The organism is Shewanella atlantica (assembly GCF_003966265.1).
Lineage (GTDB): Bacteria > Pseudomonadota > Gammaproteobacteria > Enterobacterales > Shewanellaceae > Shewanella > Shewanella atlantica.
On sequence record NZ_RXNV01000002.1, the window covers coordinates 93,476 to 108,678 of the forward strand.

Annotated in this window: 11 protein-coding genes; 4 read left to right on the forward strand and 7 right to left on the reverse strand. The window is 46.9% G+C overall.

What is annotated here, in order from left to right; translation table 11 throughout:
• Window positions 1–72: 72 nt before the first annotated feature.
• The 4 genes from EKG39_RS05720 to EKG39_RS05735 form a co-directional block, all read right to left on the reverse strand.
• Window positions 73–852, reverse strand: coding sequence for a nucleoside phosphorylase (locus tag EKG39_RS05720; protein WP_126504801.1), 780 nt, complete (start codon window positions 850–852; stop codon window positions 73–75).
• A 386-nt stretch (window positions 853–1,238) separates the two neighbouring features.
• A complete protein-coding gene (locus EKG39_RS05725; protein ID WP_126504802.1) occupies window positions 1,239–2,186 on the reverse strand; it encodes a LysR family transcriptional regulator in 948 nt (315 codons plus the stop codon).
• A 109-nt stretch (window positions 2,187–2,295) separates the two neighbouring features.
• Window positions 2,296–4,536 (reverse strand): peptidase U32 family protein, encoded by a 2,241-nt coding sequence (locus EKG39_RS05730; protein ID WP_126504803.1) that lies wholly within the window; start codon window positions 4,534–4,536, stop codon window positions 2,296–2,298.
• A 178-nt stretch (window positions 4,537–4,714) separates the two neighbouring features.
• Entirely contained in the window at window positions 4,715–5,872 is a 1,158-nt protein-coding gene (locus EKG39_RS05735) for a serine hydrolase domain-containing protein (RefSeq protein WP_126504804.1), read from the reverse strand.
• 258 nt (window positions 5,873–6,130) lie between these two features.
• Here EKG39_RS05735 and EKG39_RS05740 point away from each other — a divergent pair, with 258 nt between their 5' ends.
• Window positions 6,131–6,763: a Type 1 glutamine amidotransferase-like domain-containing protein gene (locus EKG39_RS05740; protein ID WP_126504805.1), complete on the forward strand. Its 633-nt coding sequence runs from the start codon at window positions 6,131–6,133 to the stop codon at window positions 6,761–6,763.
• A gap of 113 nt (window positions 6,764–6,876) precedes the next feature.
• Here EKG39_RS05740 and EKG39_RS05745 read toward each other — a convergent pair whose 3' ends face one another.
• The 3 genes from EKG39_RS05745 to pdsR all read right to left on the reverse strand — a co-directional run bounded on the left by EKG39_RS05745 (window position 6,877) and on the right by pdsR (window position 11,143).
• Window positions 6,877–8,055: a cystathionine beta-lyase gene (locus tag EKG39_RS05745; RefSeq protein WP_126504806.1), complete on the reverse strand. Its 1,179-nt coding sequence runs from the start codon at window positions 8,053–8,055 to the stop codon at window positions 6,877–6,879.
• 111 nt (window positions 8,056–8,166) lie between these two features.
• Window positions 8,167–10,374, reverse strand: a complete 2,208-nt coding sequence (gene pdsS / locus EKG39_RS05750) for a proteobacterial dedicated sortase system histidine kinase (protein ID WP_126504807.1) — start codon at window positions 10,372–10,374, stop codon at window positions 8,167–8,169.
• A 76-nt stretch (window positions 10,375–10,450) separates the two neighbouring features.
• Window positions 10,451–11,143 carry a proteobacterial dedicated sortase system response regulator gene (gene pdsR, locus EKG39_RS05755; RefSeq protein ID WP_126505325.1) on the reverse strand — a complete coding sequence of 231 codons (693 nt, stop codon included), beginning with the start codon at window positions 11,141–11,143 and terminating at the stop codon, window positions 10,451–10,453.
• A 321-nt stretch (window positions 11,144–11,464) separates the two neighbouring features.
• Between pdsR and pdsO the strand changes: the two genes are divergently transcribed.
• The 3 genes from pdsO to EKG39_RS05770 are packed head-to-tail and all read left to right on the forward strand — an operon-like array spanning window position 11,465 to window position 15,137.
• Complete coding sequence (gene pdsO, locus EKG39_RS05760) at window positions 11,465–12,202, forward strand: sortase-associated OmpA-like protein PdsO (RefSeq protein WP_126504808.1); 738 nt, start codon at window positions 11,465–11,467, stop codon at window positions 12,200–12,202.
• Between the two features lie 29 nt (window positions 12,203–12,231).
• Window positions 12,232–14,508: a marine proteobacterial sortase target protein gene (locus EKG39_RS05765; RefSeq protein WP_126504809.1), complete on the forward strand. Its 2,277-nt coding sequence runs from the start codon at window positions 12,232–12,234 to the stop codon at window positions 14,506–14,508.
• On the forward strand, window positions 14,505–15,137 hold the full coding sequence (locus tag EKG39_RS05770; RefSeq protein WP_126504810.1) for a class GN sortase: 633 nt from the start codon (window positions 14,505–14,507) through the stop codon (window positions 15,135–15,137). Before EKG39_RS05765 ends, EKG39_RS05770 begins: the two co-directional genes overlap by 4 nt.
• Window positions 15,138–15,203 lie beyond the last annotated feature (66 nt).

Consider the following 15,203-nt stretch of genomic DNA (forward strand, 5'->3'; position numbering starts at 1 on the left):
TAGTTAAACTATGGGGGGTGGTGCTTTTTATGACAGTATTATATAGCGTAAGCATCACATTAGAGTTAAACTTTAAAATAGATTTTTGCCATGATGGAAGCGGTAAATAGCCTCCAGTGCAACTTCAGTCTCCTTCTCGATTCCTTGTTCGAGTAACACATTTCGCTTACCCCAAAAGTTTTCGCCTCGCTTATGGTTAGCGGCAACAGCACAGATGGTGGCACCTTTTAAACCGCGACGGTGACAGACTGTAAATAGTGCAGATGCTTCCATCTCAATATTTTTCAAGTTCAGATCGATAAGCTTCTGGATCCATTCAGGGGTTTCACCGTAAAATGAGTCATCGGTTGAGCTTATGCCCCAGTGAACCTGATAGTCTTCACCGTTAGACATCTCTTTTGCGACGCGGATCAACTCGGATGTGACCTCAAGATCGGCGACAGCCGGTAAGTTGTCGGGTACATAGAATTTTGATGTCCCTTCATTTTTCATCGCGGCGGTGGTGATAACCAGATCGCCGATATTGATATCATCTTGCAGAGCTGCACAGCTTCCTAAGCGGATGAATACCTTAGCGCCGATATTAGCCAGTTCCTCTGCAGCGATAGCAGTAGATGGGCAGCCCATACCGGTTGATGTAACTGATATTCTGACTCCCTTGTAATAACCGGTATAGGTCTTATGTTCACGCTTATGGGCGACTAACTCTACGTCATCCATATATTGAGCGATTATATCTGTTCTGAATGGGTCACCCGGAAGAAGCACATATTCGGCCACATCTCCCTCGACCATACCGATATGATACTGTTTAATTCCACTGGTTCTTTCACTTTTATTAACGACTGACATAATCTACCTCTGTAAATATAATCGAAAGTTGTGTTCTAATTGACTCTGTTGTTGTATCAATTAAATGTTTCACATCTTTTATTAAGACATTTAATAACTTTAAAAGTTAATTCTCTAAAAGTTATGTTTTCGTCGATATACAGATGGTAATTAAATTGTATTTTTCTATCTACCCGCTATCACTTGAAACAGTTTTTCCACCTGAGAAGAGCTGAGCAGTGGTTATTTAATCAAGGGTTCACTGAGCAGTAAAAAAGCTGTTTGCGCGAGGCGTAGAAAAGCTTTTTAAAGTCGTACAGAGTAGTTTGTGAAAGGATAACGGGAGTGAAACGGTGGCAAGTGAGTCGATTATCTGTCACCACCAAATGTACTGACTTGCTTGATGGTTAACGCTTAAGCCATTTAGATAAGTTTTTGTCCCAATATGGGGGCTGACCTATGACCTGTTTGACAAAATCTATGATGGTTTTCAGTCGAAACGGGAGGTTTTGGTATTTCGGGTAAACGGCATAGACCGGCATTTTTTGGGTAGGCTTCCAGTCTGGCATCAGCGGAATGAGTTTTCCACTCGCCAGTTCATCGGTTAACAGATAACTGGCGATATAGCCTATGCCTCTGCCCGCCAGAACGGCATCACGAATGGCTTCAGCCTTATCCACCCGATAATTTCCAGAAACTTGTACATCGAGATCCTCACCCTCTTTGGCAAATAGCCAGTGGGTGTAGCTGCGATTCTTACTATGGTAGGTGACGCAGTTATGTGTTTTTAACTCAGTAGGGTGTGTCGGCGCGCCATGTTGCTGTATGTAGTCGGGCGATGCTAATAGTATAAAATGAGTATCGACGATTCTTTGGGCCACATAACCGGCATTTATCTCTTCGAATGTGGTGAACCAGAGGTCGATCTCCTCCTCCAGCATATCGACTTTGTAGTCAAACAGGCTTACTTCGGTGGTGAGTGCGGGATATTTTCTCTGAAGCTCGTCCAGTGCCGGTAAAACGTGCAGAGTGCCAAACGAGCAGGAGAGTGCCAGACGAACATTTCCCGAGACTTCATCTCTGGAGTCTGTCATCAGGGTGTTGGCGCCATGGATCAAAGCTACGATTTGTTCACAATAATCGGCGAAGTCTTTACCTTCAGGAGTCAATGCAAGGCTTCTGGTGCTGCGATTGATGAGCTGGACGTTAAGCTTCTCTTCCAGAATATGAAGTTGTTTACTGACGTGGGATACAGAGACTTCGAGCTTCTCCGCAGCCTTAGTAAGGCTCCCTGTGGTCGCCAAGGCATTAAAGATGACCATTTGGTAGGCTTCATGTTGCAGACCGTCCTTCATCTTTTAACCTCATATTATGGAAAACAGGGGGATATTAAATCATCCAGCGAACGATACAAAATAAAACGGCTGAATATTTCATAAGAGTCAGCCATTTTATCTAGCTGACTTACAGCCCTTTTCTATACTGGGTGTCGGTAACATGACCGATTAACTGGTGAAGCTCTGTTTCAGCATCAAGTTGACCGTCGAGCAGATCTTTAAAAAGTTGCACTAGTTTTGACTTATCCCGTCCGGAGCGGGTATTGGTTCTGATACCTCTAAGATCGACAAAAAAACTGCTGAACATATCTGGTATATCGCTCACTATCTCGGTATTGAGGAAGTGCTGACTGCCATACATGTTGTTGTGTTCGCCCATCTGCTTATCGATGACAAAAGCGGTCTCTTTTAAATTGACGATAGAGACAGATTTTTTGCATTCATTCAGGCAGTCTGCATCCATCGATTCTTTATGGCAACCGGTCGTCTGATGAAATAAACACTGCCTGCTGGTTAATAACAAGATAGGGTGATAGATGCTGTAATACAGCTTCATGTCATCAGTGCCTGCTATGTGTTTTATCTGCTTTTTATTAATTTCGTTAGATATAAATGAGCCGTAACAGTTAAATTCCTCCTTCATCGCTAACAGGCTATAGGAGTTAGTGATGTTGAGATAGGGTCCGGCAATCCAGTTTATTCTATTCTCAAAGGCGGCGTGAGCAATACCGGTGTTGTTGGTTACGATCAACTTTGGCTTAATCGCTTTTAGCAATTTCACACCAGCCCGATAGTTTTCACCGATAAGAATCGCCGGGAACCAGGGGATTAGACGCTCATTGGCAGAAAATAGTTCGATAAGTTGGCTGTATTGGCTCTCGATACAGTCCGGAAGCTGGTAATAGATCTCTGCATCACTGGTATCGCAGAGGTTTAAATCTTTAGTCGATGAGATAAGCACCGACAGCTTAGCCTTAGCGACTTGTCTGCGTTTAGTTAACTTATCTAATGTTATCGGTTTGATCGACGCTTGCTCACCGTTTAAGTGATACTCGATCCGATTTTTTAAGGCGGTTAGCTCTTTAAACGCGAGAAATAGATCTGAATCGAGTCCCTCGGTATTAAATGCCGTTATCTGATATTTTGCGTTGTTCAGACTCTTGAATCTTTGTTTTATATCGGCGTCATCCAGGGTGTATTTCCCGCCTTGGAACAGATTTGTGTCTGAGTGAACAGTAAACTTCTTTTCCTGTGTCTGTACCGACACGGTTAAGGGCGTGTCTAATTCACCGGAAAAACTGATTATCAGAGGCGTTTTGCCAATATTTAAGTCTTTTATCTTCTCTTTGACAGATTGAATGAGCACTGTTTTTTCGTCATAGAGGGATTGCTTAACCGACTGAACTTCTGCTTCAGTGTTATAGCCTTTGATGGCGGTAAAATGCTGGACCGAGTTGCCTCTGGGGTTATCAATAAACATATGTTTATTAATGTCTCCCTTAAGGTAGGCGTTGGTAAAGTCACGATTGAAAACCTTGTACAGATCTTCATTTTCGCTCTTTATGCTCTTATGCTGGCTATAGCTCTGTATCTGCTCTCTCCAGCTGCTGACCACGGTATAGACGTAGTCAAATTTCTTAATACGGCCCTCGATCTTCAATGAGTCAACACCAGCTTCACCGAGTGCGGCTATATCTGAAAAAGCGGAGTTGTCCTTAAGGTTCAGGGGAAAGTCTTTACCTGCACGGGTCGTTTGGTACTGATCCCGGCATGGCTGACTGCAGCGTCCCCGGTTGCCTGAGTTACCGCCATGGGCCGAGCTGATATAACACAGGCCGGAGAAGCCGATACAGTTAGAGCCGTGAACGAACACCTCGGTCATCATATCGTTCTGATGCGAGACATTTGTCAGCTGCTTAATCTCGTCGATGTTTAATTCCCGGGAAAGGTTTGTTCTGCCTGCACCGAGCTTATTCAAAAATAGTATCTGCCCCTCATTGTGGGTAGTCACCTGGGTCGATGCATGCACATCGAGAGTTTTGTAGTATCTGGAGAGTATATAAAACAGGCCTAAGTCCTGAACTATGACTCCGTCGATCCCCGTATTAACTAGCTCATTGAGTAGGCGGATTAACGCCGGGAGCTCACTCTCCAAGATAATGATATTCAGCGTCAGAAATATTTGGCAGTTGTTCTTGTGAGCTAGTCGTAAAATTCCGTTTAAGTCATCGAAAGAGATATTTGCCGCTCGTGTTCTCGCATTGAAATGATCTAAACCACAATAGATAGCATCGGCACCCGCAACTATGGCGGCTTTTATCGAATCTATATCGCCACCGGGTGCCAGTAATTCAAATTGGTTTTTCATAGCGAAACAGTCCACTCATCAGATCATTTATCGGGCGCGTATTCTACCCGCTAGCCATCTGGTGTGTCTATCGAATAGGGCTGAGTAAGGCTAAAGCCGAGATTTTGGTAGCGAATGGTGAGGCGGGGGCCCGTTAATGGTTAACGGGCTGCGCTGTTGGGTTTTATCTATGCCTAGGTTATTTTTTAGCGGTCAGTGTGGCTTGTTGTTTCATCACGCTATGCCAGAAGCTTGCGCCCAATTCGCCTATAACACGGGATTCACCGTTGAGTAGCATGGCCATACCGATCTTCAAGCGTGGAGAGTAGGCGACTTCTGCCACATAACCTGCCACCCAGCCGGCGTGATAAACAAGCTCCTCACCCTCAAAGTCATATACCCGCCAGCCCTTACCGTAGTGGGCGTTATTGAGATAGTTCTTCCAGGCACGACGCCTCAGCTCTTTGCTGGTGCGAACTCCGGGGGTTTTTATCTCTGCCAATAGCCTTGGGCTGAGTACGTCAGGGTTATTGCCTAAGTTTGCGATTAACCATTTCGATATATCGAGAATACTGGCGTTAACCCCCGCAGCGGGCTCGACTTGATAATAGTTAGGTTTCACTTTCACCTTTTTAAACCCGGAGCGGGTCTTAATATGCGGCTTCGCGCGGTTATCGGTGGCGAGAAACTTGTCCATACCAACAGAGGCTGAGGTCATCTTAAGCGGAGTAAATATCCGTTTAGTCACTAAATCGGCGTAGTCACTGCCGGTTTGTTGTTCGATGACTGGCTGGATAAATGAGAAGGCGATGTTCTGATAGCTGTAACATTTTCCAGGAGAACACATGGGTTCTAACTTAGAGAATTTGGGAATGATTTTTTCGAGTTTACGATTAGCATTGAGAATATTGTCATAGCTGTTTGGCATCAGCCCGGTACTTTGACCTATCAGGTGGCCTAAGTTGATCTGTCTCGAGGCGACGGGATCGGCAAGGCTGAAGTCAGGCATATAGTCGGTCAGTGGGTCATCCCAGTGAAATCGATTTTCATGTACCAGCATAGTAGCCAGCGAACCGGCAAAAGTTTTAGATACCGAGGCGAGTCTAAAGACGGTGTTGGAATTTACATTGAGTTTGCCACCTTTCTCTCTTTTGCCATAGGTACTTAATTTTAAAATGGCGTCATCTTCGATAATGACGAAGGCGCCACCGGGTACCTTATTTTTTTTCAACTTAGAATGAAACAGGGTCTTAAAGTCATCACTTATCCCCTGATACTGGGATTTTGCCTCACCGGATATGGAAAATAACAGGCTAAAGAGGGTGAGAGTGATGAGGGGAACAGGCGAACGAAACATGGATAGCGTGGCTCCAATATGGCGAAACTGCCTTTGAGATGCAGATTGCCTTTAAATTAGATCATAATTATAACAATAAATGGTGAGGATAAAATACAGCTTAATGTCCGATGGTGTTTGGGTGACGAATTTTTATCCATAGGCTGAATACCCGTTAGGAGTGTATGCTTCGAACAGTAGCACATACCAGCAGTTGTAATTGCAGCTCGTTAGATCTCCGGTTAGTCTGTATAAATATGTTTTAATGGATGAAATCAGATGAAGCTGGCCCTAGTGAGTGACGCAAATAGCGATAATGGAATGGCGGCGATTGACTGCGTGCTTAAAGCATGCGGTGTAGATATGCCCCGTGTGGCTTATATCGCGTCGGAGCCGGATCCCGAGCGTTGTTATTACCGGGCCACTCAGGCTATCTATCGTCAAATAGGTGCAGATCTGTCCCTGTATGTCGAACTGGAATCCGGTTTCGATGAAAGTGCCGTCACCTTTATGTTTAATTTCGATGCGATTCACCTGTCCGGTGGCGATACCTTCAGGTTTCTAAAATGGCTACAAAAGAGAAACTTACTCACTGCACTGCAAACTTATCTGGGTGATGGTGGTGCACTTATTGGAGTCAGTGCCGGCGCTATGATAATGACGCCCTCTATCGAGAGTGCCTGGCTATGTGGTGATAATAATGATGTAAAACTGCAAGATCTCTCGGCCATGTCTCTGGTGCCCTTTCAGTTTGTCCCCCATGTGGACAGCGATATTAAAGACGGTGGAACATTGATCGATGCCTTGTCTGACAGGTATCGGGCTGTTGAGAGCTCATTCGTTATAAGAGAGCAGATCGATGAGATCTACCTCTGTCCTGATGATGCGGGTATTGCTGTGGTTGATGACTAGTTAATCGAATTTGGCAGGCCCGTGTTCTATCGGGCAAACAGGTGATCACCGGGAAGTGACATCTGTTTAATAAAAAACCGCCTCAGAGGCGGTTTTTGATTAACACTCATGGGTTATCTGTTACGAGCCGCATTGAAACGCTCGAAACCTGCTTCCAGATCGGCAATGAGGTCGTCGGGGTTTTCCAGCCCGATATGTAATCGTATCAGAGGTTTACTGCTATCCCATTTCGTTGCCGTTCTTAACTTATCTATGCCAAATACTCCTAAGATAAGACTCTCAAATCCACCCCAGGAGAAGCCCATCTTAAAGTGGTGCATGTCTTCGACCAAGGCAGTGACTGAGTTCAGGTCGCCCTCTTTGAGTACAAAGGAGAACAGGCCATTTGAGGCACTGAAATCGCGTTTAAAAAACTCATGCCCGGGACAGGTATCGAATGCCGGGTGTCTTAAATGATCAACTTCGGGACGAGTGGCTAAGTAGTTGGCCACTTTTAGTGCATTTTGCTCATGTTGCTGCATACGCACCCCTAACGTCCTTAACCCGCGGTTGGCCAGATAGACATCATCGGGAGAGGTGCATTGTCCCATCAGATAGCTGTTTTCTCTCAGTTGATCCCAGTGGGCTTCATTGGATGTAGCGGTACCCATCATGACATCGGAGTGACCGACAATATATTTAGTGGCGGCCTGAATCGAGATATCGACGCCCATATCGAATGGACGAGAATTGATGGGAGAAGCCCAGGTGTTATCCAGCATGACGACGATATCGTGCCTGTGTGCAATTTCACTTAACGTGGGCACATCCTGCACTTCCATGGTGATCGAACCCGGAGACTCGAGAAACAGCACCTTAGTGTTGGGCCTGATGAGCTCGCTAATTCCGGCACCAATCATAGGATCGTAATAGGTGGTTTCTATGCCGAAGCCTGCAAGTAACTTGTTACACAGGTCCCGGGTAGGTTCATAGGCGCTATCGACCATCAACAGGTGATCGCCGGCTTTTAAAAATGAGAGCAGGGCACCACTGATAGCGGCTGAGCCCGAAGGATAGAGTGCGGTCCCTACGCCACCCTCAAGTTCGGCGATAGCGGCCTGGAAAGCAAAGTGGGTCGGTCCACCACGTCTGCCATAGAACATCTCTCCATTCGCTCGGTTTTTGATGGCGAAACGCATCTCTTCCATAGTGTCAAAAACCATGGTCGATGCACGAAATACAGGGGGATTAATTACGCCTTTGGTCCACTTTTTATCACGACCGACACTGACTATCTGTGTTTCTTTTTTCATAGGGTACTGTCCACAACCAAAAGAATGAATTTGTTATTTAGCCATCTTAACATCTAAACGGCCAAATGGAAGTTCCAGTTGACCTCTCTTCTATCCGGATATTGAATAAGCTTATTCTTTGTAAAGTGGTAGTGTGACACAGATGGTGACACCGCAATGGGTAGGGTCACCAGGCAGACTGCTTTTTGTCGACTCATTACTGGTCGATATATTTGTGGCAATAATACTTCCCTTATGGAACTCAGTGATGAGCCTGGCAATATACAGACCCAATCCCAGGTGGGGCTTATCTTGTGCCTTCTGTGCTCGTACTGAGACCATAGATTCGAAGATCTGCTCGCTCATTTTATCGGGTAACTCGGGGCCTAAATTACTGATGCAGAGCTCCGCCTTCTTCTGCTTAACTTCCAGTGAAACACTGATAGCTGTGCCAGGCAGACTAAATTCCAGTGCGTTGGCAATAAGCTTATCCATGAGCTGGGCGATATACTCGGGTACGCCACTCATGTTTAATGGCTCGTTTGGTATAGAAATGGAAAAATCCTGGCCGGGATAGGTCAGCTGATATCCTTGCATGCAGCCGCTGATCACTTTCGATAGTGGGAATATGTCCATTTCTGCTTTGGAAAGACTCTCCTCTAACCTTGTCGCCTCACTCATGTTATTGAGGATCATGCTTAACCGGCTGACTCCCTCCTGAGCACGGTCAACATATTTGCGGCTATCCTTGTCCAGTGGTTGCAAGTCTAGATGTTCAAGTGATGAACGAACCACCGCGACCGGCGTTCTTAACTCATGGGATAATCTTGACGACATATTCTCAAGGTAATGGGTATATAGGCCAAGGCGGCTGACGATACTGGCGAAACTTCTGGATAGATCGCCTATTTCATCGCGTACTTTCGAGCCTTGGATATGATTTCTGATCCGACCCTGGCTGTCGATGGCTTGCTCGGCTTCATCTCTGAGTTTACGAATACGGCTCGAGATACTGGAGGCGAAGAAGAACAGGGCTAAGGTTCCCATGCTCATGACCGTTAATATGACGTTGAACAGTTTCTCTAACGCCTTGTTTCTGAGCGTTCGAATGCCGTGGGTGGTCTCTTCGGATATCACCACTCCCATAACCTTATCATCTATCCAGATCGGGCTGGCAGCGGCAAGGATTACGGCCTTGTTGTCCGGGGTTAATCGCCAGGTCGAGCCTTGTTTACCCGCTAGCGCCCTTTGGATATGACTTCCCTCCAGTACGGTTGAATCCTGAAGCGAGTCGATAAAGTCCTTCGGAGGCGTCGTCAGTATCTTGTAATAGAACGGGGTCAGGACATTGCGTTTGAATTGCCCCCAAAATGAGGGATCCGGCGCCTCTGTCACGGTTCGGGTCCAGACACTGCTACCATTGCGAATATCACCGGATTTAGCTAATACCCGCCCGTGTTTATCGACCACCCAGATCCGGGAGCTGTTATGACTCATTCCCTTGATGATGCTTTCAATTTCAGGAGAGGGAACCAGCACTGTGCCGAGTTTGTCGACATCATCGATGGCCGACGTGCCGACAACAGCATCGAGTCTGCGGGTCTTGAGATTATTCACATCGTGTATCGCAAACCCCAGTTTGCTGCCAACCATATCCAGGGGCATACGCAGTTCAATATTATAGCCCTGTTTGGTCTTTTTCCATTTGCCCTGAATTTGGATCTCAGGTTTAACCGGCGTGCTGAGGGAGGGGTCTTCGGGTAGCTCGAAGGCACTGATCCAACCGTCTTTAATGGTCGAAATGATGTAACGTTTAAATACACCGTCCGGGGCGAGTGTGGCTATGGTTAAATGATCGTTGAGGTCGATTCTTAAGGTGTTTTTACCTCGGTAGACGACATTGGGATCGGTGACCTCGAAGAAGCTATAGAGGTACCCCGAATACTTACCCACCATATGGGTGAAACTGACAGTTAAGGGCGTATTGGGGTCGGCTTTAAATATCTGGTGGTTTTCACCATACTCGATACTTTTATGACGATAGGGAGCCCAATCTGACAACTTACCATCGAGCTGGATCGGGCCTTCCAAAGGATAGGCGTAGAGATCCCGCCCCTGTTGGACCTGGGTTAAAAAGCTCGCCTGACTGTCAAAAAGCTTAGGCCTTTCATGCAGTGCAGTGGCAAGCGCCTGAGTCGTGCCTTCGAGGGTCTTCTCCTGTCCATGTCTCAGGTACTTCTCCATCTCCCATACATATTGGTAGCCCAGCCAGGGAAGGCAGAGCAGAAACAGGGAGAGAACCGCAACCTTGGTGCGAAGGCCTACAGGGAGGTTAAACATGTTTGATTAGCTCAATCGAAAGAGATGGGAATAAGCCCACAGACGCGGTGGTTGATGTAGATGAGTCAGCCATGGATCACCTCTGGGGATCCCAGCGGTAACCCATACCGTAAACGGTATCTATACAATCAAATTTCTCGTCTTGAGCCACAAACTTCTTACGGATCCGTTTCACATGGGAGGTGATGGTGCTGTCATCGACGAATATTTTGGCTTCCTGCATCAACTCCTGACGGTTTTTAACATGTCCGGGTCGCTTCGCGAGGGCATGAACCATCCAAAATTCGGTGACGGTAAGTTCGATTGGTACGTTATTCCAGTAAACCTGCATGCGGTTCGCGTCTATGGTCAATGCATCTCGTTCTAGTAAGTTTTCATTTGACTGTGCTTTATCCTGAAGATCTGAGCGTCTGAAGAGCGCCGCAAGTCTGGCAATAAGGTGCGGAAAACTCACATCCTTACTCAGGTAGTCATCGGCGCCGAGACGAAGGCCACATACGGTATCGAAGTCACTGTCTCTGGCCGTCAAGAAGATGATGGGTAGATTACTCGATAGTGCGCGCAGTGACTGACACAGGGTAAAGCCGCCGTCAATTTCATCTTCAAGCCCGATATCGATAATTGCCAGATCCGGTAGTCGGGTACTAAATGCCTGCATGGCCGTGGGGCGATTGGGATAGGCTTGTACACTGTAACCTTGCTGTTGCAGCACCTCTTTATAATTTTCCCGGATAGCCGCTTCATCTTCTACGATTGCAATACGTTTGATCGACATTAAAAAATAACCTTGAAGTTGTAATAGGTCATTAACGCGCTGGAAAGACCGTTTTACCTTCTGCGATTGCTCTAGGTTTCAACGGTAGCACGCCTCTATACCTTTGTTGCCTGTGACTATACAGGAAAAACGGACCGATAAAAGATAGCTAAAGCAATTGCCATTTTCTTGCCACAATTCATATGCGTAATGCCATTTTTCATCCCTTCCTTCGACATTTACATCCTGTTTAATACTCATATCGAAACGGCGTCGAGATTAGATATACCCATGTCGACGACTCATTAATATCAATAACAAGATTAGGAAAATAAAATGAAAAAGCAGATTATCGCAGCAATGGTTGTCAGCAGTTTAACCCTTTCAAATGTAAGCTATGCATCGGACTCGAGTGAAGAACGTCAGCATCATGAAGAGCTGATAGGGCTCAGTTCAGGGATTGTGCTCGGCGCGGTGGTTGGCGGACCCGTTGGCGCCATCATAGGGGCATTTACCGGTACCATCATAGGTAAATCCGTTGGCGACGAGTCGGAGATCGACGCACAACAAACACAGCTGGCAATGCAGGAGTCAAAGATGAATCAACTCAGCGATGAGAACTTGTCTTTGATGGCAATATCCAATCAGTATGATTCGGCGCAACATGAGTTAGCCCAATTGAAAACTGCCGAGCAGCAAAAGCTTGCCGAACTCTCCCTGGGTTTGAATGTGCAGTTTAAAACAGGATCTTCTGAACTTGTGCCTCATTTCAAATTGCAGCTCGATGATGTGGCGTATGCCATGTCACTCTCTCCCGAGTTACGACTCGATTTGACCGGTTATGCCGACAGGAGAGGAGACAGTACCTATAACCAGGCCTTATCTGAGCAGCGGGTTGCCGAGGTTAAAACCTATCTGGTCAATCAGGGGGTCGATGAGAGTCGTCTGGACTTCAGAGCCTATGGTGCCAGTGCGCCGATGACGGAAGAGCAGAGTTTTGAGAATGACTTTTTTGATCGAAGAGTGACCGTCAAGCTGTTATCGACAGAGTCTGAACTGACTGCCAACAATTAGATTGATTTTCATTATAAAGGAATATGTGTATGAAAATTGATGTGGTGTCAGCGACCAGCCAAGGAGCCCCCAACCGGGGGGCTCTCGGTTTCTTCCTTATTATTAGCGCCTTGCTGTTGCCATCGGGGAGTGTGGATGCCTCCAATGATGCCGAGATCAGTCCGGGCAGTTTTGTCTATCAAGTCGCTGGTGAGAACGGTGGGTCGGAAGTATCTGTTTCGCTCCCTTTGGAAACAGACGTTCAGATGGCGGTGTCGGGGTGGGTGAATCGGGTCAAGGTGAAGCAGACATTTAAAAATATCAGCGGTGAATGGCTCAATGGCAGCTATCTTTTCCCTCTTCCTAATGAAGCTGCGGTCGATGGCATGAAGTTACTTATCGGCTCCCGGGTCGTAGAGGGGCGGATTAAGGAGCGACTGGAGGCAAAGAAGGTATTTGAGCAGGCAAAGAGCGAGGGTAAGCGAGCGAGCCTTGTCGAGTCGAATCGTCCCAATATATTTAAAACCTCGGTGGCCAACCTTGGGCCGGGTGAACTTTTAGTGGTGGAGATAAGCTATCAGGAGCTGGTGGATTATAACGACGGCGAGTTTAGCCTCAGGTTTCCTATGGTCGTTAACCCCAGATACTATCCTGAAAGTGGCAGTGAACAGACTGAGGACTTTCAATACCAGACTCTTGCCGGATATGGAAACTGGCCGAAGGAGTTTTCTGCTATGGGCTCATCGATTGGTGAAGAGGCTGGAAGAGATCACAATGCGCCTACTGTAAACATTCGAGTCGACCTCGATGCCGGGGTTGCTCTCAGTGAGATCACGAGTCCCTATCATACCATCGACAAGTCACCGCTTGATAACACGCGTTATCAGATCAATTTAACGAACCAGGTTGCTGCCGACAGAGATTTTGTATTGCACTGGAAACCCGTTGCCGGAAGTGAGCCGAGAGCCGGTGTGTTTGTCCAAAAGGGGCTGACTTATGCCTCCTCACCAAGTCAGAAGTACACCTCTAAGCAGACTGTAAAAACCGGTCCGGAGCGAAATGTAATATCCGACAGTGACTATGCGCTGGTTATGCTGTTGCCTCCGTCACTGAAGAAGAGCCGAAATAGGGTTTCGAGAGAGTTGATTCTGGTGATTGATACCTCTGGTTCCATGTCTGGCAGTGCAATAGAGCAGGCAAAAAAGTCGATGAAGTTTGCATTGGCGGGCTTAGGAACTGATGACACTTTTAACGTTATCGAGTTTAATTCAAGGGTGAGTTCACTCTCTGAAGGGCCGATACAAGCCAATGCGAAAAATATTGCGATGGCGAATCGATTCGTTCAATCGTTAACTGCCGACGGTGGTACCGAGATGGCGCTGGCGCTGGACTATGCTTTGGGGCAAAAGACGAGTACTTCATCGATGGACACGACTTCGATGCCAGGCAGTGTTGAGGAGTCGGTGGGTCGTTTGCGGCAGGTCTTGTTTATGACCGATGGCGCCGTAGGCAATGAGGCCGAGCTATTTAATCTGATCAAATATCAAATTGGCAAGAGTCGCCTTTTCACCCTTGGCATAGGCTCTGCGCCAAACTCTCATTTTATGCAGAGGGCGGCCGAGTTTGGCAGAGGAACCTTCACCTATATTGGTGACTTAGATGAAGTACAAGAGAAGATCCAGAGTTTACTCTATAAAATTGAGCGTCCGCAGGTTACCGATATAGAGCTTCATTATCCTGATGGAACCATTCCGGATTTCTGGCCTGCAACCATACCCGATCTCTACGCCGAGGAGCCTTTGCTGGTGGCCATTAAAATGCCGTCAGATAAGTACGCCAACTCGCCAGATAAGTTGGTGATCTCCGGTGCAATAGCCGGTCGTTATTGGCAAGATACAGTCTCGCTCAATAATAAGAAGCTTGCCGCTGGCCTGGATCTTATCTGGGCCAATAAACAGATTGCAGCCCTGGAGTTAAGTAAAGATGGCGTTAATAGCAGCAGAGTGAAGCAACAGATCACCGCATTGGCGCTGAAATATCACCTGGTGAGTAAACACACCAGCTTAGTGGCTGTGGATATCACACCTGTGAAGCATTCATCAATAATATCAAATAATGCTGCCGTTTTACCCTTGACGCCATTTGGCTGGAAACCGCCGGCAGGGAGCTTGCCTCAAACTGGCACCGATAGTCGTTTGTTACTCGCGACAGGGCTGCTGTTACTATGTTTATTGTGTCTCTATATCATGAGTTTTCGTTTGAAATTTCGTATGGAAATTGTAGAGCGATTGACCGCAAAAGAGGTAGGAGGACGTGATGCCTTATGAGAGTCCCGCACGTTTTACACTTGACTGCCATCGTCACCCTGCTAGTCGCCAGTTTATGTTTGATTGGCAAGGGGGCTTATATGCAAGCTAAGGCACATTTCGCTCAGTATCTGATCATGCAGGCATGGGAGCAGACGCTCAAAGACAGGCAAGCTCATAAACCCTGGAGCTGGGCCGATACCTACCCCGTCTCTAAGTTAACCTTCTTACCGGCTGCTAATGATTCAGCAGTAGATGCAAGTTCGGATGACTCACTCTATGTACTCGCCGGTGCGTCGGGTCGAAACCTGGCATTTGGACCTGCAGAACTGAACGTAAACTCCCGTGAGCTTACTGGTAACCTCAGTGGCAACACAAGAGGTAATAGAGTTATCGCCGGGCATAACGATACTCATTTTGCTATTTTAAATGGAGTGAAAAAGGGGCGGTTAATTCAACTGCAGGATGTCAATGGCAAGGAGGTGAACTACCGGGTAACAGAAACTGCTGTCGTCCATGAGTCTGATACCCGGGTGCTTGCGCCATCTGATGACAGGCAACTCACCCTAATAACCTGTTACCCGTTTAATTCAGTTGAGGTGGGTGGTGAATTGCGTCTGGTTGTGAAAGCGGAAGCGATAGCCGGATAACGGAGTGAGTGTATGGGAGTTAACGGTTAGGTCAGAGTGAAAGCCACAGCCGTTGGTGAGTACAGA